Below are 25,580 nucleotides of genomic sequence, written 5' to 3'. Positions count from 1 at the left end.
ACACCAATCCCTTACGTTCAAAATGGTAACGTTGTGGTGAACTATGTGGATGAAAATGGCAATGTGCTTAAGACACCTGTTAACGACGAAACCAACGTTCCTGCTGGCAAGTCTTATGACACAACAGATAACAAACCAAAAACTATCACGACAGAAGATGGTACAACTTATGAGCTTGTTCGTGTTGATGGTTCAGAAACTGGTAAAGTTGAAGGTGGTAAGACTACTGAAGTAACCTACGTTTACCGTAAAGTGACTCCAGCTAAGAAAGTTGTCACAAACCACGTTGACGAAGACGGTAACCCAATTGCACCGCAAGAAGAGGGTACAACACCGAACAAGTCAATCCCAGGGTACAAGTTCACAGGTAAGACTGTAACAGATCCAGATGGTAATACAACACACATCTACCACAAGGTTGTAACAAACCACGTTGACGAAGATGGTAACCCAATTGCACCGCAAGAAGAGGGTACAACACCGAACAAGTCAATCCCAGGGTACGAGTTCACAGGTAAAACGATACCTCTTCCAAACGGTGATACAATTCACGTTTACCGTAAAGTTTCTACGAAACCTACAACTCCTGAGGCACCAACACCATCTGCTGATAAGGCGAAACAATTGCCAAGCACAGGTGAAACCAGCACAGCTGCTGCTTCAGCACTTGGATTGGGACTTCTCGCAGGCGCATTAGCTCTTGCTGGCAAACGTCGCCGTAACGAAGACTAATCACCAATATCTCAGTCTATGCTCCGATTCGTTTGAATATACTGATGTAAAAGTTATTCATAGTAGAATAAAGTGTGTTATAAAAAAGTTTACATTAAGTGTAGATGAGATTTGAAAAAATCCCCTTAAAGTCGACAGTGAAAAGAATTCACTAGAAGCCTTAAGGGGATTTTCGTGTGTCTAAAAAGCTGGGCAAGTCCCAGCTTTTTTGCATCAAAAAACCACCGAGCAGGATTGAACTGCAAGGTGGATAGCTTTAGATATTCTTATTTTTTAAGCAGGTCACGGATTTCTGCAAGAAGTTCTTCTTGAGTTGGACCAGCAGGAGCTTCTTCTTTTTTAGGCATAGCTTTTTCAGCAGCTTTAACCACGAAGAAGAGTGATGTGCCGATGATAAGGAAGTTGATAACAGCACTCAAGAAGCTACCATATTTGACACCGTTCCAAGCAAGTTGAGCGATGTTTTCAACGTTTGCAGCTTTCAAAGCTGGGTTAAGGATAAGAGGAGTAATGATATCTCCTACAAATGAAGTGACGATGGCACCAAAAGCAGCACCAATGATAACAGCTACAGCAAGCTCAACAATGTTCCCGCGGAACAAAAAAGCTTTCAATTCTTTAAGCATGTGATTGAAAAATCCTTTCAAAAATTTAATACTGCTCTAGTATAGCGAATATTGCCATGAAGGGCAAATGAAATGCCCAATTTTTTTCGTTTACACCCTTTTCTTAACATGGTATAATAAAGTTCAAAACTAGAATGGGCTTTTTGTGTGGAGGTGATGACTTGGCTATTAGTAAAGAGCAGATTGCTGACATCAAAAATGCCGTCAATATCGTTGATGTTATTGGCGAAGTTGTGACTCTCACCAAAGCTGGACGACACTTTTTGGGGCTTTGCCCTTTTCATAAAGAAAAGACCCCCTCTTTCAATGTCATTGAAGATCGGCAGTTTTATCACTGTTTTGGCTGTGGAAAATCTGGCGATGTTTTCAAGTTTTTGGAAGAGTATCGGCAAATTACCTTTATGGAGAGTGTACAGATTTTGGCAGAGCGGGTAGGTATTCGTGTAACGGTTAATCAGCCGAGGATTGACCAGACGCAACCTCACCCCCACCAGCAGATTTTTTCTCTCAATCAAGACGCTAGTAAGTTTTACCATGCAGTTTTGATGACAACGATGCAGGGACAGGCGGCTAAAGATTATCTTTATAGTCGTGGATTGACAGATGAGTTAATTAACTACTTTAATATTGGTTTGGCACCTGCTGAGCCAGATTATCTCTATCAGGCTATGTCCAAAAAGTATGATGAAGATACGTTGATGCAGGCTGGGCTTTTTAATCTATCTGAGGGTAATCGTGTTTTTGATGCCTTTCAAAATCGGATCATGTTTCCTCTAACGGACGACAGTGGTCGTATCTTAGGATTCTCAGGTCGGATTTGGACAGAAGGCGATCGGAAAAAGGGGCAAGCTAAATATAAAAATACCCGTTCGACCTCAATTTTCAACAAATCCTACGAATTATATCATATGGATAGGGCAAAAGCAGTAGCGAAAAAGACTCATGAAATCTACCTTATGGAAGGATTTATGGATGTCATCGCAGCTTATCGAGCTGGCATAAGTAATGCTGTCGCTTCCATGGGAACGGCTCTAACGTCAGAACATGTCCGCCACCTGAAACGGTTCACCAAGAAGGTTATTTTAACTTATGATGGTGACAAGGCAGGGCAGAATGCTATTGCTAAGTCTTTAGAGATTTTGCAGGACATGACGGTTGAAATTGTCCGCATGCCTAACCAGATGGATCCAGATGAGTTTTTACAAGCTAACTCTGAGGAAGACCTTCATCAACTTTTGACACAATCCCGCCTGTCATCAACAGAGTTTTGGATTTATTATCTCAAGCCTGAAAATACAGACAATCTTCAAGCTCAGATTGCTTACGTTGAGCGGATTTCCCAACTGATTGCCCGAGTGCCCTCTATCACCGCGCAGAACACCTATATCACTCTAGTGGCCGATTTGCTTCCTGACTTTGATTACATGCAGGTAGAGCAGGCGGTGGACAATCACCGAGTGGCCGATCGCCAGCAGCGTCAGGAAAAATCCTATCAGGACCGTCAGGTTATCAAAACCCTACCCCTAAGTAAGGCTCTATCAGCCCTCAACAAAGCTGAAAATCAGCTTTTTCATAGGCTTTTGCATCATCCATACCTGCTTAATGAGTTTCGCAACCGCCCTGATTTTACTTTTCATACCCCAGAACTTCAGTCTCTTTACAAGCTTTTGGAAAAATCTGGCGAGATTAGCTCGCTAGATTTGGCAAATCTTTCGGAGGCTGAAAATCGTGCTTATTATCAGGTGTTGGAAGAAGTTCTGCCACATGAAATGGCAGAAGGAGAGATTTCCCAGATTGAAGATCGTATTGATCGACTTCTTCAAGAACAAAAGCTGCGCCAAAGGGCTAAAGCTGTTCGTGAATCTAGTAATCATGGAGATATTGACCGTGCTGTTGAGGAATTGCAAGCCCTCATTGCCCAAAAAAGAAAGTTGGAATAAAATACATGGCAACTAAAAAAACAAATACTACTTTTAATGTTCAAGTCGCAGACTTTATCCGTAACCATAAAAAAGAAGGAACGGCCACCGATGAAGAAGTAACAGAAAAATTGGTCATTCCTTTTGTACTTGATGCAGACCAAATCGATGACCTCTTAGAACGTCTCACTGACGGTGGAATCTCAATCACGGATAAAGATGGCAACCCATCAGCGAAATATGTGGTTGAGGAGATTCAGCCAGAGGAACTGACGGACGAAGAATTGCTTGGTTCAAACTCTGCAAAAGTTAACGACCCAGTTCGTATGTACCTAAAAGAAATTGGTACCGTCCCTCTCTTGACTAACGAAGAAGAAAAAGAATTAGCTGTTGCGGTTGCAGCGGGCGATCTCATGGCTAAACAACGTTTGGCAGAAGCCAACTTGCGTTTGGTTGTTTCCATCGCAAAACGTTACGTGGGACGAGGTATGCAATTCCTTGACTTGATCCAAGAAGGGAACATGGGACTCATGAAAGCCGTTGATAAATTCGACTATGAAAAAGGCTTTAAATTCTCCACTTATGCGACCTGGTGGATTCGTCAGGCTATCACACGTGCCATTGCGGATCAAGCTCGTACCATCCGCATTCCAGTTCACATGGTGGAAACCATCAATAAATTGGTACGTGAGCAACGTAACCTCTTGCAAGAATTGGGACAAGATCCAACTCCAGAGCAAATTGCAGAGCGTATGGACATGGCCCCTGATAAGGTACGTGAGATTTTGAAAATTGCCCAAGAGCCAGTCTCACTTGAAACACCGATTGGGGAAGAAGACGATAGTCATCTGGGAGATTTCATTGAAGATGAAGTGATTGAAAATCCAGTAGACTACACCACTCGTGTGGTGCTGCGCGAGCAATTAGACGAGGTCCTAGATACCTTGACAGACCGTGAAGAAAATGTTCTTCGTCTTCGTTTTGGACTTGATGATGGGAAAATGCGTACGCTAGAAGATGTCGGTAAAGTTTTCAATGTCACTCGCGAACGTATCCGTCAGATTGAAGCAAAAGCACTTCGTAAGCTCCGTCATCCAAGCCGTAGCAAACAGCTCAAAGACTTTATGGATGAGTGAAAATAGGATAGGAATCGGTCATTTGTAAGAGCAAATTCGATTTCGTGGTCTAAACTCCGCACAGTTAATGAGGTGTTACACTGGACTGCTCAAATCGTCAAGTAGACTATTTGAGACTGTATCGACAGTTTTGTAAATGCTTTAGCCTTAGCTTTTTCAAAATAGAGAGAGCAGGAGTGGCTTGAGACACACTTGCTGATTATTAAAGTAAAAAGGACTAACAATGTCAGAGAAAAACTATACTGATCAAGAAATTCTAGCCATCAAAGATAAGATTTTACAAGCCCTAGAAGAAGTTATCGATCCTGAATTAGGTATTGATATTGTCAATTTGGGTTTAATCTATGAAATTAGGTTTGAACAAGATGGGGCAACAGAAATCGACATGACTCTGACGACCATGGGATGTCCCTTGGCTGATATGATTACAGATCAAATTCACGATGTTATGAAGTCTATTTCTGAAGTAACAAAAGTAGATGTCAAGCTGGTCTGGTATCCTGCCTGGACGGTGGATCGTCTCAGTCGCTATGCACGAATTGCTTTAGGAGTTCGTTAAAATGGAAGGTTAGAGGGTGTTTTCTCACCCTTTTTTTGGTACAATAGAGAAAATAATTTTCTAAGGAGAAGAAGATGATTCTAGTAACTGGTGCTAATGGACAACTTGGGACAGAGCTTCGCTATTTGCTTGACGAAAGAAACGAAGACTATGTAGCTGTGGACGTGGCTGAGATGGACATCACAAATGCTGAAAAGGTAGATGAGGTGTTTGCGCAGGTGAAGCCTACTCTGGTCTATCACTGTGCTGCCTACACGGCAGTAGATGCGGCTGAGGATGAGGGAAAAGAACTCAACTATGCCATCAACGTTACAGGTACGGAAAATGTAGCAAAAGCCTGCGCTAAATACAATGCGACACTAGTTTACATTTCGACCGATTATGTCTTTGATGGTGAAAAACCAGTAGGTCAAGAATGGCTGGAAACAGACACGCCAGATCCACAAACAGAATATGGACGCACCAAACGTTTGGGCGAAGAAGCAGTTGAAACATTTGCGGATAAATTTTATATTATTCGCACAGCTTGGGTATTTGGAAACTATGGTAAGAATTTTGTCTTTACGATGCAAAATCTTGCCAAAAGCCACCCACGCTTGACTGTCGTCAATGATCAGCACGGACGTCCAACCTGGACTCGTACGCTAGCTGAATTCATGTGTCATTTAGCAGAAAATCAAAAAGAGTTTGGCTATTATCACTTGTCAAACGATGCCAAGGAAGATACGACCTGGTATGATTTCGCTGTAGAGATTCTCAAAGATACCAATGTGGAAGTGGCGCCAGTAGATTCTTCAGCTTTTCCGGCCAAAGCCAAGCGCCCCCTCAACTCAACCATGAATTTAGATAAGGCAAAGGCAACTGGTTTTATTATTCCAACTTGGCAAGATGCCTTGAAGGAATTTTACAAGCAAGAGAAGAAATAAAGAAAGGGACTAGGCTCCATGGAGTTGTAGACAAGTGCTTTTACCACTTTCTTAGGTGTTGTCGAACGCCAACAGCTTCTTGACAGAGTATCATGGCTATTTTTAAGCCTGAGTCACAAAACTTCCGAAGAGGCTGAACAAAAATTGTAAATAGAGAAAACGTATAAAATCATGTTGCTAGAATCGTGATTTTATGCGTTTTTTATCATAGAACTATCTCAATGTTTCTATCATAGCCATTTGAATTAGCTGTGATGCATCGTCACTTTCGGCTTGTCGCACTCTAGAACTTCCTGTATCTCAGTTCATTGTCTGAAAGCTAATTCACTCGGCTATCAAATCTGAGTTATTGCTCAGCCCCTTTTTAGGACAGTGGAGGTGGTGTTATGAAGTGCTTTGCCCGTCGTTGTAGAGATTTTTCCTTTGTATCATTTGGTAGATGAGAAAGAGATACTTTGTCTTTAATCTTAAATGGTTTAGTTCCCTTTGGGGCATTCTGATGATTGGTTTAGAAATGGTAGTTTTTCTTAGATTATGCTATAATGAATAGAATTATCTTTAAAGTGGGGGAGTCTGTGTGAAGCACGTTTTTATCATCGGTAGCCGTGGTTTACCAGCTCAATACGGCGGTTTTGAGACCTTCGTTGAAGAGTTGGTTAAACATCAGAGAAGCACTGAAATTAAATACCATGTTGCCTGTCTCAGTGATAGCGAACAAGGCACTCACTTTGATGTTTTTGGGGCGGATTGCTTTACTATAAATCCTCCTAAAATTGGACCAGCTAGAGTCATAGCCTATGATATTCAGGCTATTAGAGAAGCTCTGCGCATAGTCGAAAAAGAAGATATTAAAAATCCAATTTTCTATGTGCTTGGCAATACCATAGGGGTATTTATGGCACCTCTAGCTCGAAAAATAAGGAAAGCAGGTGGGATCTTTCTCATCAATCCTGATGGGCTTGAATGGAAGCGTAGCAAGTGGTCTCGTCCAGTGCAGGCTTATCTCAAGTTCTCCGAAAAAATGATGACTAAGAGCGCTGATTTGGTAATTTCTGATAATGAAGGGATTGAGACCTATATTCAAAAGTCTTATCCCTGGTCTAGAACCCGTTTTATTGCCTATGGCACTGATTTATCAGCGTCACCATTGACAGCAGAAAGCCAGTTGGTTCGTAGTTTTTTTGGAAAATGGCAGAGCAAGGAGAAGGGTTATTACCTAATTGTAGGTCGCTTTGTTCCTGAAAATAATTACGAGACGGCTATTCGAGAATTTATGGCATCCAGTACCAAGCGTGATTTGCTGATTGTTTGCAATCATGAGGGAAATTCCTATTTTGAGAAGTTGCGACAAGCGACTGATTTTGATAAGGATTCCAGGGTTAAGTTTGTCGGGACGATTTATAATCGTGACCTCTTAAATTACATCCGAGCACAGGCTCACGCATATATTCACGGTCATGAGGTCGGAGGGACAAATCCAGGTCTCCTCGAAGCGCTAGCACAAACCAATCTCAATTTGGTGCTTGATGTGGATTTTAACCGTTCTGTTGCCGACAGCACCGCTTTTTACTGGAAAAAAGAAAAAGGTGCTTTGACAAATCTTATCAATCAGGTTGATAGCCAAAGCGATTTTGAAGTATTAGGGCAGGCAGCCAAAGCGCGCATGGCACAGCGTTATAGCTGGGAGAAGATTGTAGGGGAGTACGAGGAGTTGTTTTTGCATGAGCGTTAATATTGTGATGGCAACCTACAATGGTGAGCGTTATCTGGCTGAGCAAATTGAGAGCATTCAGGCACAGACTTTCAGGGATTGGAAGCTCCTTATTCGTGACGATGGGTCTACCGACAATACGCGTCAGATTATTGAGGGCTTTGTTGCCAGTGATTCTAGGATTAGTTTCATCAATCCTGACTCGGCCGAAAATCTTGGTGTTATCAAATCTTTTTATGCTTTGGTGAAGCATAGCAGAGCAGATTATTATTTTTTCAGCGATCAGGACGATATTTGGCTGCCTGAGAAGCTTGAGCTGACCCTTGCTGAGGCTCAAAAGCATGACCCTAATCAAGCACTAATGGTTTATACGGATCTCAAAGTAGTCAATCAAAATCTTGAGGTGCTTAATGAAAGCATGATCCGAAGCCAGTCTCATCATGCCAACACCGAATTTATCCAAGAATTAACGGAAAATACGGTTACAGGCGGGACAGCAATGATCAATCATGCTCTGGCAGAGCGTTGGACGGTGACAGAAGACATTCTAATGCATGACTGGTATTTGGCACTATTAGCCACAGCCTTTGGTAAACTGGTCTATATTGACCGACCAACGGAACTCTATCGCCAGCATGATAATAATGTCCTAGGAGCAAGGACTTTGGATAAGCGATTTAAAATTTTTCGCTTAGGTCCAAGATTTATCTTTACTCGCTATTGGAAACTCATTCACGATTCTCAGAAACAAGCAGAGCATCTTCTGGAATTTGCAGATCTTCCAGTAGCTATTCGTGAAGTGATTAACAACTTTAGTGATATTGATAAGCAAAGTTTTATGGGACGCTTATCAAGGATTTTGAAATACAAGTATTCTAAAAATCAATGGAAACATATTTTTGTTTTTAGATTTTTGTTACTGACAAATATTTATAACGAAAGAAACAAATGAAAAAAGTTCTAATTATCATTCCAGCTTACAATGAAGAAGGAAGCATCTTAAGAACCGTTCAGTCTATTGAAGATTTTAAAAAGAGAAATCATCTAGCCTTTCAATTAGACTACTTGGTTATCAATGATGGCTCAAAGGATAAGACACCTCAAATTTTAGATGAACATAACATAAATCATGTGGATTTGGTTCGAAATCTAGGAATTGGCGGAGCTGTACAAACTGGTTATATCTATGCTGAGCGCAATGACTACGATGCTGCTGTTCAGTTTGATGGTGACGGACAGCACGATATTGCAAGTATTGTAAATCTAGTTACACCTGTCTTAGATGGAAGTTGTGATTTTGTTATTGGTTCTCGTTTTGTGGACAAGACAAAAGAAAATTTTCAATCAACCGCTATGCGCCGTATGGGGATTAACCTGATTTCAAATTTGATTAAATTAACAACACATAAGCGAATCTATGACACCACTAGCGGTTATCGTGTGGCTAATAAAGAGATTGTTTCCTATTTTGCTAAACGTTATCCGGTTGCTTATCCTGAGCCAGAGACGATTGTTCGTGTTTTGAAAAAGGGTTATCGTGTTGAAGAAATCTCGGCCAATATGTTTGAACGGACAGAAGGTGTCTCTAGCATTAGTGCCCTAAAATCAGTCACCTATATGGTTGATGTACTGACATCAATCATCATGGCAGCTTACATGAAGGAGAATTAACATGAGTTTACTGTTACAAGTTGAGATGATTGTCCTAGCAGTGTTGCTGATGTTTTTCATTGTCCGGATGGTCAATCGCCATTCCTTTTCAGTAAAAAAAGCCCTGCCTTGGCTTTTAGTTGGTCTGATGCTCATCTTTATCAGTATCTTTCCGACAAGTGTTGCCTATGTAGCTCACAAAATAGGCTTTGGATTTACAATTAATTTCCTGCTTTTCTCTGCATTAGTTTTTCTATTTTTCTTAGAAATTAGTGACACAACACATTCGGCTAAGAGAGAACAAGAAATTAAAACCTTAATACAGGAAGTTTCTCTCCTCAAAAAAGAATTACATGAACGAGACAAAGATGGTAAATAAGAAAAAAATAGCGTTTATCGCTCTAATTTTGGGATTGTTTTTACTGATGCCAACTACACAGGCAAAGGAGCAAAACCAAACATCACAAGTTAGTGCCTATTACTATTACAATAACAATCCTATTTATAGCGTTCAAATTCAAGCGACGAATTACCAAATCGCCTTTGAAAAAATCCAGTCTGGTAAGTTTGAGAACGATGAACTTAGCCACTATACTGTAGACGATTTCAAAAAACTTTATGAAGTTAAGGGGAAGACAATTCGACTATCAGATACACTTGTGTTTGGAGAGGGAGTTGAACTCACCGAAGAGGAGAGTAAGGCTGTGTTGGAAGTTTTGTATAGAGACAACCGGCCCTTTCTAAATGTACTTAACGAGTTTCAAATGCAAGTTCCTCTTCATATTCCAGAAAATGCTCGATATCGTTTTACTTCTGAGGAGGGGCTATCTATTGCAGAACTTAAACAAGGATGGACGATTTTCCAAAATTCAAATGATGATAGCTTTGAAGTAATCAAGCTTGATGATAAAGAAGAGACAGTGTACTTAGGAAACACACTCATTGATCGAGGGAACGTCACGGTAGATGCAACTAAAGTTGATGGTTATCATACAGCAGATATAGGGGAAAGTGTGACTTATAAAATTCCGTTGGAAAGCATTTCCTCTCTCGAACTTGAAGTATCTCCGCATTTTATCATAGATAACATCAATGCAGCATATACGGAAGAGGTACATTTTGTACGTGAAAAAAAAGGCCAAGGTGGGGCATTAGTGAATGTTGAGCCTTTGCCTGAAAAAGTTAGCTTAGATGGTGATGTTTTTAAACTTTCAAAACTCTATAGAGAATCTGTTGATCAAGAATTTGAAAAGACCTTATCTAAGTTACAATCTATAAAAAAATTAAAGGTTGATATTAATAGCAGCTCAGATGATTTTATAACAGTTACAGGACATGTCGTATCTACAGCTACATATCCTATTGAAATTTATCAATCCGAGATAGATGGAGAGAAAAAGTTTACTAAGAATTTAGTTGTCGAAAATCAAAATATCCGTCAAGGTATTTTTGTAAAAGCGGATGGAAAATATCTTTTGACTCCTGAAATTTATAGTAACAACGTTAACTTTGTCATGACGGATGGGACAAGTCATGAGCTGTTGACGGGCGCAGAGTATATTCTTGGACGCTTTGATAAATCAGGTCAGATCTCTATTTTGAACTACAACTCTGAAAAAGAGTTAGGTTGGGAGAAATCTGGACTTGAAAAAGGGCGTTTGATAGAGGCTGAATCCAATTTCACTATTTCTGGCAATCAAATCATTTATTTGGATGGTTACAAGTCTGCTCTGCCATTTAACAAAAAAATCTGGGCATATGATGAAAGTAATCAAACAAAAAGTAACGAGGCCTTATTCAAGTTGCGAGGTCTATCTAGTGAGTACACCTATTTTTTGAAGCAGGTAAAAGTACCTGAGGGATATGCCAAGGCCACTGATGTTCAAATATTTAAAGCAACTAAGGATAGTGAATCAAAAGCACAGTTTGGAGATTATCAGGTTAATGGATTTATCCTTGATTTAGATTATGGGAAAACGGAGTATAATGCATTACAGAGTCTCAAGAAGGGTCAAAATGCAACTAGGTTGCCAAACCCATACTGGATGGCGGGAATTTTTATAGTGGTAACTATTTTGGTAATAGCTGGTATTGCCTACCTTGTGATTAGGAAAGGATAAAAAATGACTCGTGTAACCATTGCCATGTCAACCTACAATGGTCAAGAATTTTTAAAAGAGCAGCTAGATAGTATTGTCCAACAAACTATTCTAGACAATCCGGAAGTATCTGTTACTTTTCTCATCCGAGATGATGGATCAAGTGATAATACTCTGGCAATTTTGAACGAATATGCCGATAAGCATCCGAGACTATCATGGAATATTATTTCTGGTAAGAATATAGGCTGGAAAAAATCTTTTCTAGCTCTAATGGAGGCTGCTTCAAGTGACTTTGTATTTCTATGTGATCAGGATGACATTTGGGACTTAAACAAGTGTCAAGTCATGCTAGATACCATGCAAAGTAATCCTCAAATCGAGGTGCTCATGCATCGCATCGAATATTATTACACGTCAGATGTTGGTGTTAAAAAGATTTTGAACGATTCTTATGAGAAATTAGGGATTTCTAAGAATGATGGTAAGCTTGAAAAGGTTCCTCAGGCAGCTCATTTTTCGCATTATCCTTTTCTGGGGTGTTGCTTCTTGTTTACTGATTTGATTCGTCAAGAATTTTTAAAAGTGCAGTCTCATCGAGATAATTCGATTGCGCATGATACGGGATTATTTATCTTAGGAACCGCTCGTAATAGTATTTACTATCTTAATAAGCAATTCATTAAATATCGTCAACATTCAAGCAATGCTACAAGTGTTCAAAAAACTCCAAGTATTATTCAGCAAGCAAAAAATCAGAAAAAAACGACAAAGATTTTTTATGAAAATCTAATGACAGTTCTAACCAGTATTCAAGAACTCACATCTAATTCTAGTGTCAAAGAAGATGCAAGACAGATGTGCTTGAGGATTGAAAAAGAATACAAAGCTCTTATCCATCGCAGAGGTCTGCAATTTACAAAACTAAAAAGAGGAGAATTCGGATTTAATAAGTTGATGTTGATTGACATTCTTGTCGCTCTAATCTAGTCTGTCCGAAAATAAAGTCATGCGTCAAATAAGTCAAGCAGAAATGCGTCAGATTCAACTCGATATGCTAGCATACATTGATCAGATTGCTAGGGACAATCATATAGAATATTCTCTTGGTGGGGGGAGTCTTCTTGGTGCTATGCGGCACAAAGGTTTTATTCCTTGGGATGATGATATTGATTTAATGCTGGAACGTAGTCACTATGAACGGCTAATGAAGATTCTTGCTGAAGATAATAATCCTGATTTTAAATTGCTACACCATTCGACAGAGCGTAATCTCTGGCCTTTTGCAAAGCTTTATCATAGTAAGTCTTGTTATATTAGCAAGACTGACCGCATTCACCCATGGACAGGATTATTTATTGATATCTTCCCGATTGATAAATTGCCAGACACTCAAGAAGAACGCAACCGCTTTTTCAAAAAAGTGAGGTCAGCAGCAGAGAATCTCAAGTGTACGACTTTCCCCAATTTTGCCAGTGGTTCAAATCATCTTTTCGCTTTTGCTCGCCTGATTTTAGGCATGCCTCGTTTTGCTCTTTATCACGGTCAAGCTAAGCAAAAAGCAGAGCAGGTGGATAAAGTGATGTCAACCTATAATGCAACAAGCGCAAAATACAGAGGGTACACAGATTCACGCTATCGATTGAAAGAATGTTTCCCAGCTGAAATCTTTGATACATATGAAGACATAGCTTTTGAACATCTGACCGTTCGTAAAATTAAAGAGGATAACGTTTATCTCAATCAGCTCTATGGAGCTTCCTACATGGAATTGCCGCCAGAGAATAAACGTGAAAGTCACGATTATTATACATGGTATTGGAAGGAGTAATCATGAATATTGGTGTTATTTTTGCCGGGGGTGTTGGCTCACGCATGAAATCAAAAGGATTGCCTAAGCAATTTTTAGAAGTTCATGGCAAGCCAATTATTGTTCACACTATTGAACTTTTTGAAAATCACCCTGAAATTGATGCCATCGTAGTGGTTTGTGTGGCTGATTGGTTAGATTACATGAATCGCTTGGTGACCAAGTTTTCTTTGACAAAGGTCAAAGCAGTCGTTTCAGGTGGAGAAACAGGCCAGATGTCTATTTTCAATGGTCTGGAGGCTGCTGAGAATGTGGCCGGTGATGAAGAAGCTATTGTCCTTATCCATGACGGTGTTCGTCCCCTTATCAATGCTCAGACTATTTCTGATAATATTGCTACAGTGAAGGAATGTGGCACTGCGATTACTTCTGTACCTGCCAAGGAAACGGTTGTTTTAATTGATAGTGACAACAATATTGATGAAGTGGTTGATCGCATGCGTTCTTTTATTGCAAAGGCACCTCAGAGTTTCTATTTAAAGGATATTCTTGAAGTACAACGTGATGCTATCGCTAAAGGAATTACCAATGCGATTGACTCAAGCACTCTGATGGGAATGTATAATCGCAAGTTGAAAATTGTTGAGGGTCCTTCTGAAAATATAAAAATCACGACGCCAGACGATTTTTACACCTTCAAAGCACTTCATGATGCTAAAGAAAACGCACAAATTTTTGGGTTGTAAATGATGATTTCATATAAAAATACGATTGTTCAAGATGATATGAATCGACTTCTGAACGATAAGGCCATTGCTTGGGATAGGTTAAAAAGAAAAACAGTTCTTATTACAGGTGCTAACAGCATGTTGGCAACTTACATGGTCTATGCTTTAGTAGCACTCAATGAGCAAAAAAATAGCCAAACCAAGATTGTTGCTACAGCTCGAAATATAGAAAAGGCAAAATTGAGATTTGCTGATGTGTTAGGCCACGATTATTTTGAATTGCTAGAACATGATGTGACAAAGCCATTTGCCTATGAGGAAGAAGTTGATTATATTGTACATGCTGCTAGCAATGCCAGTCCGCACTTTATTCTCAATGATCCAGTTGGTATCATTGAGGCCAATACGATTGGAACGCTTCATCTATTGAATTTTGCGCGTGAGAAAAAGGTAACGAATTTCTTATTCTTATCAACACGTGAAATTTACGGAAAACCGATTGCTGAAAAAATCAATGAGGAAGCCTATGGTGCTTTTGATATTTTAGAAAGTAGAGCTTGTTACCCAGAAAGTAAGCGAATGGCTGAGACTCTTCTTCGTTCATATTACGATCAGTATGGGGTGCCATTCACTGTGGCACGAATTGCGCATTCCTACGGTCCTGGCATGGAAACGGCTAATGATGGTCGCATTATGAGCGATCTTATCAATAATGTTCTCAAAAATGAAGATATTATTCTAAAAAGTGCTGGTACTGCTGAGCGTGCATTTTGTTACTTGTCTGATGCTGTGGCGGGACTCTTTCTAATTATGCTAAATGGAGAGATCGCACAGGCCTACAATGTGGCAAATGAAGATAGAACTATTATGATACGTGAGCTAGCGCAGCTTTTAGTTCAACTTCTTCCAGAAAAAGCGATGAAAGTTGTCTTTAATATTCCACAAGAAATGAGTGCTGGTTATAGCAAGATGGGGGATAGTCGTTTGGATACAGGTAAAATTGAAAAATTAGGTTGGACGAAGCAAGTTCCTCTTGAAGTGGGACTTATTAAGACCGTTCGAAGTTTTGAGGAATAAAAATGGTAAAAACAGCAGTTTTGATGGCTACCTATAATGGCAGTCAATTTATTGAGAAACAATTAGATTCCATTCGTAAGCAAACTCTAGCTCCGGACTATGTTCTCATGCGGGATGATTGTTCGACAGATGACACGGTAGAAGTGGTAAAAAATTATATCCAGAAATATAATTTATCTGGCTGGTCAATACAGAGAAATGCCAGCAATTTAGGATGGCGCCTAAACTTTCGTCAGTTGATGTTAGATGTTGTTTCCTATGATGTGGACTATGTCTTCTTCTCAGATCAAGATGATATATGGTATTTAGATAAAAATGAACGACAAGTTACAATCATGGAAGAACGACAAGATATTGAATTGTTGAGTGCTGATATTGATATAGAGGTTCGTTCCGAGAAGGCAACGGTTCCAGACCAGTACCAATTTGATGAACGGCAACAAGTATCTCCCTATCCAAATATTCTCACTTATAGAACTTATCGTCCAGGTTGGACATTTTGTTTACGGAAAATATTTTCTGATATTGTGGTAAGCTACTGGAAGGAGGGAGAACAGATTTCGCATGATAATCTGACTTCAATTGTAGCAGCAATGACTGACAGGGCGGCCAATATGAACGTCAAAGTTGGTAGTCATATTCGTTATGAAAACAATGCTAGTGGAAATAAGAAATACGTCTTTACAATTAAATCTTCAAAACAGCAACACATAGATGGGCTTTATGTTTTTTATCGTTTTTATGATGTTATTGCACAGGTAGCAAGTTATTACCAGCATGACAATAGTAAGATCTTGAATGAGATTAGTGAGTTTTACAAAGAGCGATATGAAGTGGCGCGCTCTAATAAAACAATGGCAAATCTCTCCTTTGTTTTTTCTCACTTATCTCATTATGAAAATATGGATGCAGTAGCGAGAGACTTGATTTTCTCATTTAAAAAGTAAGGAATTATGGTAAAAACAGCAGTTTTGATGGCTACCTATAATGGCAGTCAATTTATTGAGAAACAATTAGATTCCATTCGTAAGCAAACTCTAGCTCCGGACTATGTTCTCATGCGGGATGATTGTTCGACTGACGATACGGTAGAAGTGGTAAAAAATTATATCCAGAGATATAATTTATCAGGTTGGTCCATTCAGAAAAATGAACCCAATTTAGGATGGCGCCTAAACTTTCGCCAGTTGATGTTAGATATTGTTTCTTATGATGTGGACTATGTTTTTTTCTCAGATCAAGATGATATATGGTATTTTGACAAAAACGAACGACAAGTTACAGTCATGGAAGAACGTACAGACATTGATTTATTAAGCGCTGATATTGATATTGAAGTTACTGGGCAGGAGGCGACTGTTCCTAACAACTTTGAGTTTACCGATAGGGAAAATCAACTTTCGCAATATCCAAAAGATTTTTCTTATCATAATTACCGTCAGGGGTGGACTTTTTGTCTCCGAAAAACTTTTCTTGATATTGTTGTCAAACACTATACTGAAGGGCTTATAACCTCGCATGATAATTTGATGGCTGGCATCTCAGGACTTTTGGGAACCGGTTATAATCTTAATCAACCAGTTGGACTTCATGTTCGTCACGGTGGAAATGCTAGTGGAAATATTCTTGGTCTGCATAGTAATCATGCCAGACACATCGCTGAGCTCCATATCGTAAAAAGCTATTATCAAGTACTTGTCCCAGTCCTACAGGCAAAAAAAAGCTCAGCTTTGTTCAAGGCGCAAGCCTATTTGGATTTTAACCGTAAACGTTTGGCAAATGCAGAGCAGAAGAAATGTTTTGCAACTTTAACACAGATGGTGACGGATGGAAGCTATTATGACAGCCTGACAAATCGCTTACGCGACGCCATTTTCTTATTTAAAAAATAATATGGAGTTAGAATGAAAAAATTGATGCAGGTCTTTGAACCAAAACATATTCATAAAACATATCTGGTTTTGGCTTTGACCATAGGTGCCATTTTCAGCCTTTTCATGCCCTTTTTTAATGAACCTGATGGACAATACCACTTAGCGGTTTCAGGGAAAGTTGCTAATAATATTATTGATACCTCAAGATATGGAGAGTTTAAGATTGATTCTGGTATGGCAAGACAGGCGAGCTCTTATAAAAATGGGACACGTTTTGAAAAGTATTACCTAAATAAAGCAGTCTTTGTAGAAGATGATGATATGCCACGTGATATTAGATACAGTTATCTTGATTTTACTTTCTGGGGGCATGTGGTGCCGGCTGTTGGACTTCTTATCGGTAAATACATCTATCCTTCTATGGGAGTTATGATTACTGTAGCTAGGCTTTTATCCGTGATAGTGAATAGTCTCTTAATAGGCCTCATTATAAAAAAAGCTAAATTTGGGAAGTTAATTTATTTCGCCATTTTCTTAAGTCCCGTAGCATTAAACTCTTTTGCAAGTCTTTCCTATGATTCCACAGGATATGTTGCGGTTGCATTTCTCCTGATGGTGGTTTTCAATACTATAGCTGAACAGAGAATTACTCGCCAGAATCGCTACAAATTCTTATTGGGCAGTTTATTTATTATTACAGCCTCCAAATGGAACTATTGGCTTCTGATTGCTTTGTGGCCGATTTTAGAATTGAGTTTTACGGAATCGTTTGAGAAAATCCGTCAGAAAATCATACAACTAGGACAAAAAATAGTTTTACGTAAAAGAAATATTGCTTTTTCAATTTTGGCAGTATTAGGACTAGGCTTTATTGCAGCTGTTTTTCTAACACGGAATCATGGCGGTTTGTTTTACGTTATTCAACGCTATTTGATGACTTTTGGTTACAATTATGCGGGTCTCGATCTACTTTCCAATGATATCACCTCTTGGTTAGCAGCTCCTTATCCTAGCCAGAACTATATACCGATTTGGGTATCGGCTGTCTGGTATTTGATGATTTTTCTTGTTATTTTTTCAGAACAAAAATTTGTTAAAATTAAATACCTAGGATATGTTGCCTTTCTTTTCTTTGCGATAGGTGTTTTGGGTGTCTATTACACAATGCTTGGCTATAACGGGGCTAGAACGAGTTATATTGAAGGGGTTCAAGGCCGTTATTTCACACCAACCTTGTTACTCTTGCAGTTGTTGGTATCAGCTGTGACGCCACAATTAAATCGTTCGGCACGTCAGATTGTGCCAGTCTTTGTGTCCTTGCTGGTTATTGTTTCAAATGTCTTATTGATTTTTGATACCACCATTGGACTTATGATGAGGTAAATATGAAATTAGTTAAAAATATGATTTATAATGCCTCATATCAAATTTTGGCATTATTATTGCCACTGATTACAACTCCTTATGTTGCAAGGGTTCTATCTCCAGAAGGAATCGGAATCAATGCTTATACGGGATCCATAGTTACTTATTTTACCTTGGCTGCAGCACTTGGAGTTGGCCTTTACGGGAATCGTGAAATTGCATACGTTCAAAGAGATAAAGAGAAGCGTAGCAGAGTTTTTTGGGAATTAGTTTTTCTAAAATTTGTCTCAACTGCAGCCTCTAGTCTGGTGTTTCTAGTATTGGTCATAGCTAGTAACAAATGGCAATTTTATTTTCTTATTCAAGGACTTAATCTTTTATCTGTTGCAACGGATATTTCCTGGTATTACACTGGTCGGGAAGATTTCAAGAGAATTGTTGTTAGAAATACAATCGTTAGACTAACGACAGTGGTTCTCACTTTCTTACTTGTTAAGACAGCAGAAGATCTCTGGATTTACATGGCTTTAATTGCTGGTTCTACCGTTCTAGGAAATTTAACAGTGTGGCCTTATCTAAAGACAGAGGTTATATGGCTTCCGCTGAGAGAACTCAATATCTGGAGACACTTCCTACCAACCTTGGGTCTTTTCTTGCCTCAAATTACCATGCAAATTTATTTATCTCTCAATAAAAGTATGTTAGGTTTGATGGATACTGTCGTTAGTGCAGGATATTTTGACCAGTCAGATAAGATTGTAAGAATTCTGTTCACTTTGGTAGCTTCTATTGGTGGAGTTTTTCTTCCTCGATTATCAGCACTCTTTTCTGAAAATAAAAGAGAGGAAGCTAGGAGTCTTTTGCTGAAGTTGATTGACCTTAGTAATGCGATTTCAATGCTCTTGATTGCAGGATTAGTAGCTGTTTCAGGGACTTTTGCTACGTATTTTTTTGGCAATGACTACGGCCCTGTTGCCCCTTTGATGCAAGTTCAATCATTAATGATTATTCTCATTTCTTACGGAAATGCACTAGGAACACAATACCTCCTAGCCTCCAAGAGAACTAAAGATTATACCATGTCGGCAGTTGCAGGCTTGGTGACAAATCTTATTTTAAATATAATTTTGATTCCAAGAATGAGTGCCATGGGTGCAGTGATTTCAACAGTTCTGACTGAGTTAGTTGTGTCTGGTTATCAAGCCTATTCCCTCAGAGATGTTTTTAGTTTCAGAGAATTGACAAATGGTCTGTGGAAGTACAGTCTATCAGCATTTGTAACAATGGTTGTTGTTCATTATTTGAATAATCATATGTCTGTCAATCTACTGAACTATACCTTACAAGCTGCTCTAGGGGCTGCAATTTATATAGCCATGGTGCTTCTATTAAAAGCACCAGTTATTACGTTAGTAAAGGATTTTAAACGATGAAATTTTTGGCAGGAATTGTGACCTTTAATCCTGAAATAGAGCGTCTGAGAAAAAATATCGAAGCAGTTATTTCTCAAGTGGATAAATTAGTTATTGTCGATAATGGCTCAGATAATCTATCAATTCTCCAGACTACTTTTTCGGAAGTGGAATTTATTCCTCTACACGCAAATAAGGGGATTGCCGCTGCTTTAAATATTATCGGTCAATATGCTATTGATAATCATTACGACTGGTTTCTGACTTTGGATCAAGATACGATTATCAATGATGATTTAATGCAGATTTATATGCCGTATTTAGATTTACCTCAGGTAGGCACCTTATCATGCTTATTTCGTGATTTGAATCAAGAAGATTCAAAAATCTATAGTGGCGAATTTGAGGAGGTTTCGTGGGCGATTACCTCAGCGGCCCTGATGAAAACGTCAGTTTTTGAAATCTCCAAGCGTTTTGATGAGTGGATGTTTATTGATATGGTGGATTATGATATTAACTTAGAGTTTCAACGTCTTGGTTATAAAGTTTATCGAGTTAATCAAATTGGATTTATCCATGAAATAGGTGAAGCTAAGAAAATTAATTTCTTGGGTAGAACAGCCTATACCTCTAATCACTCTGCCCTCCGTAAATACTATCGTGTTAGAAATAGCATTTATTTATTAAAAAAATATGGGAAAAATGAGACAACAAAATCTTTTTTGATTCTATGCCGTGATGAGTTTATTAAAATTTTTCTTTATGAAAATCAGAAATGGCAAAAATTGTCAGCCATGGCTCGTGGCTTGATTGATGGTTTGAAAGCAAAGGTAGAAAAAAATGTCTAACCAAAAAACAATTGCCTTTTTTTCAGGATACTATCTGCCTTTTTTAGGAGGTATTGAGCGTTATACGGACAAGTTGACGGAAGAACTGACAAGGCTGGGATACCGCATCATCATGGTGACTAGCAAGCATGATGAGAGTTTAGCTGATAAGGAGGAGATTCCTGATGGACGTGTGATTTACCGTCTCCCTGTTAAGAACCTTTTCAAGCAACGTTATCCTATCTTAGACATCAATGATGCTTATCGCCAGTTGATGGCTGCTTTGTCAGAGGAAGAGATTGACTATGTTATCTGCAATACCCGCTTTCACCTCACAACTCTTACGGGGCTCCGCTTTGCTAAGAAGAGAGGTATTCCTAGCCTAGTCATCGATCATGGGTCGAGTCACTTTACGGTTAATAATCGTTTTCTTGATTTCTTTGGTGCTATCTATGAGCATGTGCTAACTGCCTATGTGAAGCGACTGACTAAACATTTTTATGCGGTTTCGGAGCGCTCTGCCCAATGGCTGACGCATTTTGGGATAAAAGCTGAAGGTGTGATTTATAATTCGGTTCCAGCTAATCTGGCTCTTGATTTTTCAACAAGTCATTTGTTAGATAAGTCTGAGGATGAGATTTTCGTCACCTATGCTGGGCGCTTGCTCAAAGAAAAAGGAATAGAGGTGCTTTTAGAAGCTTTCGAAAGTAATCAGTTTCCAGATACAGTTAAGTTGAATATTGCTGGAGACGGTCCTCTGTTTGATGAGCTGAGAGTTAAGCATGAGTCAGGTTGTGTTCGTTTTCTTGGGAAATGTGATTTTAAGGATACTATGTCTTTGATGGCGCAGACAGATATTTTTGTTTATCCATCAATGTATCCAGAAGGTTTACCGACTTCAATTCTGGAAGCTGGACTGTTAAGCTCTGCCATTATTGCTACTGATAGAGGTGGCACGGTTGAAGTTATTAATCGTGACGATTTAGGAATTATCGTTGAGGAGAATGCGCAGTCCTTAGCGCATGCTTTGAAGGAATTAGTAACTGATGAGACTAAAAGGCAGGCTTTACAAGCTAATATTCATAAACGGATTTTAGAGAATTTTACCTGGACACAAACAGCCAAACATTTGGAAGAAATTTTAAAATCATTGTGATTTGTGATATACAAAACTGATTAGCAATGTACTGACTCCAAAAGTTAGATTTTTTCAGTCTAACTTTTGGGGTGCGGTTCAATGCTAGTCAGTTTTTTTAGTGTTCATTAGCAACTTTCTCTCCCTCTTCCGAATAGTTAGTTACAGGCCTGAAAGATTATTTTTAACAAGGAGTTAGTGAATGCAAAAAGGAATGCAAACTGTCCAACGTTTTTCAATCCGTAAGTGTGCGGTGGGGGCTTCGTCTGTCCTACTAGGGATGTTTTTGATAGCTGGTCAGGTCTCAGCTGATGAGACAACAACTGTGTCTGAGGTGACGAGCAGTCTGGCAACACAAGTAACTACGGCAGAGACAACGGCTACTACTATTAGTAGTGAAGCGAAGACTACGAAACCCGAAACAGTTGTCACAGTTAAGCCTGTGGAAACTAAGGAAAGGACACCAGCTATTGTTTCACAAGGAGGCAACACTTCTAAGAGCATACCAGCAGAATCAATTATCACTAAAAGTGCTCCAAAGCCAGCTACTACTGCTAAAACTTCAAAAACAACAGTTACATCCAGTGCAGTTACGACACAGAACGTGCAGCAAACAGTAGCCCCAAAGCTGAATTATTCAGCTATTATTGGTGATGATTATCCTGCGTACTTGAAAAATGCCACACCTGATTCACTCATTGACCCTTGGCGTCTCTATAATCGAGAATGCGTTTCTTTTGTAGCTTATCGTCTGTCCTCGGTCAATGGTTTTACCATTCCAGGGGCGTATGGAAATGCTGATGCTTGGGGGCCACGCGCAAAGCGCGAAGGCTATGCGGTCAATAAAACTCCTGCGGTTGGTTCAGTCGCTTGGTGGAGCGGATGCCATGTCGCATGGGTGGCAGCCGTGTCAGGGGACTCTGTGACCATTGAGGAATACAATTACGGATACAATCATTGCTATAATAAACGAACGATTAACATTAGCGAGGTAGAGGGCTTTATCCACTTCAAGGATGTGACTGGATCTGTCACTCCTCAACCAACTGCGACCTCCATAAAGCAATCTAGTTTAGCAACGAGCGGAACCTATGTTTTCTCAAAAAAATCGATTATTCGGGCGGAGGCTAAGCAATCCAGTCCTGAATTAGCTCACTATGAAGCGGGACAGTCTGTTCACTATGATAAGGTAGTAGAAGCAGATGGTTACAGATGGATTTCTTATCTTTCTTATGCTGGGAATCGTAGGTACATTGCCGTAGAGGCCTTAACGGTTCCGACAACAGGTAATCTGAAAATTGCCAACCAGAATAATAGCACAGGAACTTTTGATGTCATCATTTCTAATGTTGGCCATACGAATCTAAAGGAAGTCTTGCTTCCCGTTTGGTCAGAAAATGCAGGGCAGGATGATATTATCTGGTATAAGGCGACAAAACAGGGATCTGGAACTTATAAAGTGACGGTTGATGTTGCCAAACATAAGAATGATCGTGGTGTCTATCATGCTCACCTTTATTACCAAGCAAACGATGGTAAGAAGACTTATGTGACAAAAGCAACTGCAAATTTACCAACTACAGCAACCAATCAGACCCCATCACCAACGACTGGAACGATTACCATTACCAATAAAAATGATAGTAAGGGCAGTTTCGATATTATCGTCTCCAATGTCAGTCATACCAACCTAAAGGAAGTTCAGGTTCCAGTATGGTCAGAAACTGGAGGACAGGATGATCTTGTTTGGTATAAGCCAGCAAAACAAGCAGATGGGACCTATAAGGTAACAATTAACGCCTCCAGACATAAAAATAGTCGTGGACTCTACCACGCTCATCTCTATTACCAACCTGTGGAGGGACAACGTTTTTATGTTAGCAATTCTGCCAAAACAGTAACCTTAGCTCCTCGAATAACTCTTCCAGCATCAGGTGTCTATACCTTTACCAAATCTTCTCCTGTCAAGGGCGAGGCTAAGTCTACAAGTACAACTCTAGCCACCTACAGTAAAGGACAAACTGTGAATTATGACAAGGTTCTCATTGCAGAAGGAAAACAATGGATTTCTTATATTTCTTACTCGGGAGCTCGCCGATACGTTCAGGTAGACTAATACTCTTCGAAAATCAAAATTATCCGTTGTCAACTTGTCTTGATGAACTCAAGTTCTATCGTCGGCTTCGTTTCCTAGGCTACTTTTGATTTTCATTGAGTATAAGTTTTGATTCTCCTACTCTTTTTCAAGTGATTTAAAAATCCTAGACCAGCATTCCTTTTGGGCTGTAGGTCTAGGATTTTTTTATCGTTTCTTACGAACAGGTAATTTGACTGTTTTGAGTGAATCTAGTGGTTTGGTCACTTTTTTTTGGAGGCTAGCCATTTGCTGATGAGAAGCGGCTTTAAGTTTTTGACTTTCTGAAATGATGTCTTCAGTGACAAAGTAGAGTTTTACCAAGGTTTTAGGCTGATATTTACCTGCGCGAGGGTGCATGGCAACAACCTCCATGGGGCGTTCCTTAGCATATTTGGGGTGTGGTTTGGCTGATATAGGTAAGACAGTGAAGCCACGTTTTTCCAAGAGTGCTTGTGCATAATCAATAGGAACATCGCGAACATTATCTAGTTGAATGAGAGATTTTTGATGCGCATGCCTGCGATCTAATTCCTTTTCAATGACGGGACTAGCCTTGTCTGTCACATGTTTAATAGTGTCAATGGCGTCTGGAATAGCCAAGAGGTTGCCCACAGTCCCCAGTAATTTTCCAAGTTTTTTAACCATAGTAAATTCCATTTTCTTTTTTGTTTCATTATATCAAAGTCTTACAATTTTGTAAGCTTTAAGCTCGGTATTGTAAGTTTAGCTCTGCCATTTTTCTGTAAAATAAAAATATCAAAAGAAAGGAAGCTAAAAAGATGTCACTAGAAGCGATTAAAGGAACTTTTGAGTTTTACGGTGGAAGTTTTTTAGGTTTAGGAGTCTTGGTAGGTCTTATTCTACTGGTGGTGTTTATCTATAAAGCTAGAAAGTGAGGAAACTGATGAGTAAGATTGGTTACGGAGTGATGATTTTGGGTCTGATTTTTGTTTCAGTTCTTGCGGCTGGTTTTGTTGGTAAAAAAAGCAGAGCAACTTAAGTTGATTTGCTACCTCACAGAATGGATGAAGTAAGTTATAATTGAAAGAGCACAGAAAAGTTTAGAAAGTGACAGACAGTCATTTACGAAGAAAGGAAAATATCATGTTTTTACAAATCAATCATTTAGAAAAAGTTTATCGTACCCGTTTTTCAAAAGAGGAGACTCGTGCTTTACAAGACGTGGATTTTAAGGTTGAAAAGGGTGAATTTATCGCCATTATGGGAGAATCTGGTTCAGGGAAAACGACCCTGCTTAATATTCTTGCCACGTTGGATAAGCCGACTAAGGGCCAAGTTATCTTGAATGGCGAGGACATCACTAAAATCAAGGAAGGCAAGCTTGCCAGCTATCGTCTTAAAAATTTGGGCTTTGTTTTTCAGGACTTCAACCTTTTAGATACCCTATCTATCAAGGACAATATTTTTCTACCTCTGGTGTTGGATAGAAAACCTTATAAGGAGATGGAAACTCGCTTGCAGGCTCTAGCAAGCCGTCTAAGAATTGATACCTTGCTTAATAAACGTCCATTTGAGCTTTCTGGTGGGCAAAAGCAGCGCGTTGCCATTGCACGCGCCTTGATTACACAGCCTCAGCTCTTATTAGCTGACGAGCCAACAGCAGCGCTGGACTATAAAAATTCGGAAGATTTGTTGAAACTTTTTGAAAGCATCAATGACACAGGTCAAACGATTCTCATGGTAACACACTCAGCCAATGCAGCCAGCCACGCCAAACGAGTTCTCTTTATCAAGGATGGTCGTATTTTCCACCAACTTTATCGTGGGGAGCGTACAGCAAGTGATTTTAACCGAGAGATTTCTCTGGCCATGTCTGCCCTGTTAGGAGGTGAGTAG

General features: G+C 39.4%; 24 protein-coding genes. 22 read left to right on the top strand and 2 right to left on the bottom strand.

Annotation, left to right across the window (positions count from 1 at the left end; all coding sequences use genetic code 11):
• Nucleotides 1-732 (top strand): MucBP domain-containing protein (locus G576_RS0111620; RefSeq protein ID WP_027974746.1); only part of this gene is annotated, 732 nt, incomplete at its 5' end.
• 266 nt (nucleotides 733-998) lie between these two features.
• On the opposite strand, the gene mscL is transcribed toward G576_RS0111620, so the two are convergent.
• Nucleotides 999-1,358, bottom strand: coding sequence for a large conductance mechanosensitive channel protein MscL (mscL, locus tag G576_RS0111615; protein WP_027974745.1), 360 nt, complete (start codon nucleotides 1,356-1,358; stop codon nucleotides 999-1,001).
• A gap of 134 nt (nucleotides 1,359-1,492) precedes the next feature.
• Here mscL and dnaG point away from each other — a divergent pair, with 134 nt between their 5' ends.
• The 20 genes from dnaG (at nucleotide 1,493) to G576_RS0111515 (ending at nucleotide 23,702) form a co-directional block, all read left to right on the top strand.
• Nucleotides 1,493-3,298, top strand: coding sequence for a DNA primase (gene dnaG / locus G576_RS0111610; protein ID WP_037619042.1), 1,806 nt, complete (start codon nucleotides 1,493-1,495; stop codon nucleotides 3,296-3,298).
• 5 nt (nucleotides 3,299-3,303) lie between these two features.
• On the top strand, nucleotides 3,304-4,413 hold the full coding sequence (gene rpoD / locus G576_RS0111605; protein ID WP_027974743.1) for an RNA polymerase sigma factor RpoD: 1,110 nt from the start codon (nucleotides 3,304-3,306) through the stop codon (nucleotides 4,411-4,413).
• Between the two features lie 223 nt (nucleotides 4,414-4,636).
• Entirely contained in the window at nucleotides 4,637-4,972 is a 336-nt protein-coding gene (locus tag G576_RS0111600) for a metal-sulfur cluster assembly factor (RefSeq protein WP_027974742.1), read from the top strand.
• Nucleotides 4,973-5,046: 74 nt separating this feature from the next.
• A complete protein-coding gene (gene rfbD / locus G576_RS0111595) occupies nucleotides 5,047-5,898 on the top strand; it encodes a dTDP-4-dehydrorhamnose reductase (protein ID WP_027974741.1) in 852 nt (283 codons plus the stop codon).
• 577 nt (nucleotides 5,899-6,475) lie between these two features.
• Entirely contained in the window at nucleotides 6,476-7,630 is a 1,155-nt protein-coding gene (gene cps2T / locus G576_RS0111590) for a beta 1-4 rhamnosyltransferase Cps2T (protein WP_027974740.1), read from the top strand.
• A complete protein-coding gene (locus G576_RS0111585; protein ID WP_027974739.1) occupies nucleotides 7,620-8,561 on the top strand; it encodes a glycosyltransferase family 2 protein in 942 nt (313 codons plus the stop codon). Before cps2T ends, G576_RS0111585 begins: the two co-directional genes overlap by 11 nt.
• Complete coding sequence (locus G576_RS0111580; RefSeq protein ID WP_027974738.1) at nucleotides 8,558-9,280, top strand: glycosyltransferase family 2 protein; 723 nt, start codon at nucleotides 8,558-8,560, stop codon at nucleotides 9,278-9,280. Before G576_RS0111585 ends, G576_RS0111580 begins: the two co-directional genes overlap by 4 nt.
• A gap of 1 nt (nucleotide 9,281) precedes the next feature.
• Nucleotides 9,282-9,638 (top strand): DUF2304 domain-containing protein, encoded by a 357-nt coding sequence (locus tag G576_RS0111575; RefSeq protein WP_027974737.1) that lies wholly within the window; start codon nucleotides 9,282-9,284, stop codon nucleotides 9,636-9,638.
• Nucleotides 9,628-11,379 carry a hypothetical protein gene (locus G576_RS0111570; protein ID WP_156875152.1) on the top strand — a complete coding sequence of 584 codons (1,752 nt, stop codon included), beginning with the start codon at nucleotides 9,628-9,630 and terminating at the stop codon, nucleotides 11,377-11,379. Before G576_RS0111575 ends, G576_RS0111570 begins: the two co-directional genes overlap by 11 nt.
• Before the next feature lie 3 nt (nucleotides 11,380-11,382).
• Nucleotides 11,383-12,348, top strand: a complete 966-nt coding sequence (locus G576_RS0111565) for a glycosyltransferase (RefSeq protein WP_027974735.1) — start codon at nucleotides 11,383-11,385, stop codon at nucleotides 12,346-12,348.
• A 19-nt stretch (nucleotides 12,349-12,367) separates the two neighbouring features.
• The gene (locus G576_RS0111560; protein WP_027974734.1) at nucleotides 12,368-13,189 is read left to right on the top strand and encodes a LicD family protein; all 822 of its coding nucleotides are present in this window, start codon (nucleotides 12,368-12,370) and stop codon (nucleotides 13,187-13,189) included.
• Nucleotides 13,189-13,914: an IspD/TarI family cytidylyltransferase gene (locus G576_RS0111555; protein WP_027974733.1), complete on the top strand. Its 726-nt coding sequence runs from the start codon at nucleotides 13,189-13,191 to the stop codon at nucleotides 13,912-13,914. The genes G576_RS0111560 and G576_RS0111555 overlap by 1 nt, the downstream gene beginning before the upstream one ends.
• Nucleotides 13,915-14,973 carry an NAD-dependent epimerase/dehydratase family protein gene (locus G576_RS0111550; RefSeq protein ID WP_027974732.1) on the top strand — a complete coding sequence of 353 codons (1,059 nt, stop codon included), beginning with the start codon at nucleotides 13,915-13,917 and terminating at the stop codon, nucleotides 14,971-14,973.
• A 2-nt stretch (nucleotides 14,974-14,975) separates the two neighbouring features.
• Nucleotides 14,976-15,920: a glycosyltransferase gene (locus G576_RS0111545; RefSeq protein ID WP_027974731.1), complete on the top strand. Its 945-nt coding sequence runs from the start codon at nucleotides 14,976-14,978 to the stop codon at nucleotides 15,918-15,920.
• 6 nt (nucleotides 15,921-15,926) lie between these two features.
• Complete coding sequence (locus G576_RS0111540; RefSeq protein WP_027974730.1) at nucleotides 15,927-16,865, top strand: glycosyltransferase; 939 nt, start codon at nucleotides 15,927-15,929, stop codon at nucleotides 16,863-16,865.
• Nucleotides 16,866-16,877: 12 nt separating this feature from the next.
• A complete protein-coding gene (locus tag G576_RS0111535; RefSeq protein WP_051178128.1) occupies nucleotides 16,878-18,230 on the top strand; it encodes a DUF2142 domain-containing protein in 1,353 nt (450 codons plus the stop codon).
• 2 nt (nucleotides 18,231-18,232) lie between these two features.
• A complete protein-coding gene (locus G576_RS0111530; protein WP_027974728.1) occupies nucleotides 18,233-19,645 on the top strand; it encodes a flippase in 1,413 nt (470 codons plus the stop codon).
• A complete protein-coding gene (locus tag G576_RS0111525; RefSeq protein WP_027974727.1) occupies nucleotides 19,642-20,472 on the top strand; it encodes a glycosyltransferase family 2 protein in 831 nt (276 codons plus the stop codon). The genes G576_RS0111530 and G576_RS0111525 overlap by 4 nt, the downstream gene beginning before the upstream one ends.
• The gene (locus G576_RS0111520; protein WP_027974726.1) at nucleotides 20,465-21,607 is read left to right on the top strand and encodes a glycosyltransferase family 4 protein; all 1,143 of its coding nucleotides are present in this window, start codon (nucleotides 20,465-20,467) and stop codon (nucleotides 21,605-21,607) included. The genes G576_RS0111525 and G576_RS0111520 overlap by 8 nt, the downstream gene beginning before the upstream one ends.
• Before the next feature lie 181 nt (nucleotides 21,608-21,788).
• Nucleotides 21,789-23,702, top strand: a complete 1,914-nt coding sequence (locus tag G576_RS0111515) for a GBS Bsp-like repeat-containing protein (protein ID WP_027974725.1) — start codon at nucleotides 21,789-21,791, stop codon at nucleotides 23,700-23,702.
• Nucleotides 23,703-23,888: 186 nt separating this feature from the next.
• Here G576_RS0111515 and G576_RS0111510 read toward each other — a convergent pair whose 3' ends face one another.
• Nucleotides 23,889-24,368 (bottom strand): hypothetical protein, encoded by a 480-nt coding sequence (locus G576_RS0111510; protein WP_083960039.1) that lies wholly within the window; start codon nucleotides 24,366-24,368, stop codon nucleotides 23,889-23,891.
• Nucleotides 24,369-24,827: 459 nt separating this feature from the next.
• Between G576_RS0111510 and G576_RS0111495 the strand changes: the two genes are divergently transcribed.
• Nucleotides 24,828-25,580 carry an ABC transporter ATP-binding protein gene (locus G576_RS0111495; protein ID WP_027974723.1) on the top strand — a complete coding sequence of 251 codons (753 nt, stop codon included), beginning with the start codon at nucleotides 24,828-24,830 and terminating at the stop codon, nucleotides 25,578-25,580.

This window comes from Streptococcus porci DSM 23759 (genome assembly GCF_000423765.1).
GTDB classification, from domain to species: Bacteria; Bacillota; Bacilli; order Lactobacillales; family Streptococcaceae; genus Streptococcus; species Streptococcus porci.
The sequence above is the reverse complement of the archived record's forward strand: the minus strand, read 5'-3'. Positions and strand labels throughout refer to the sequence as shown.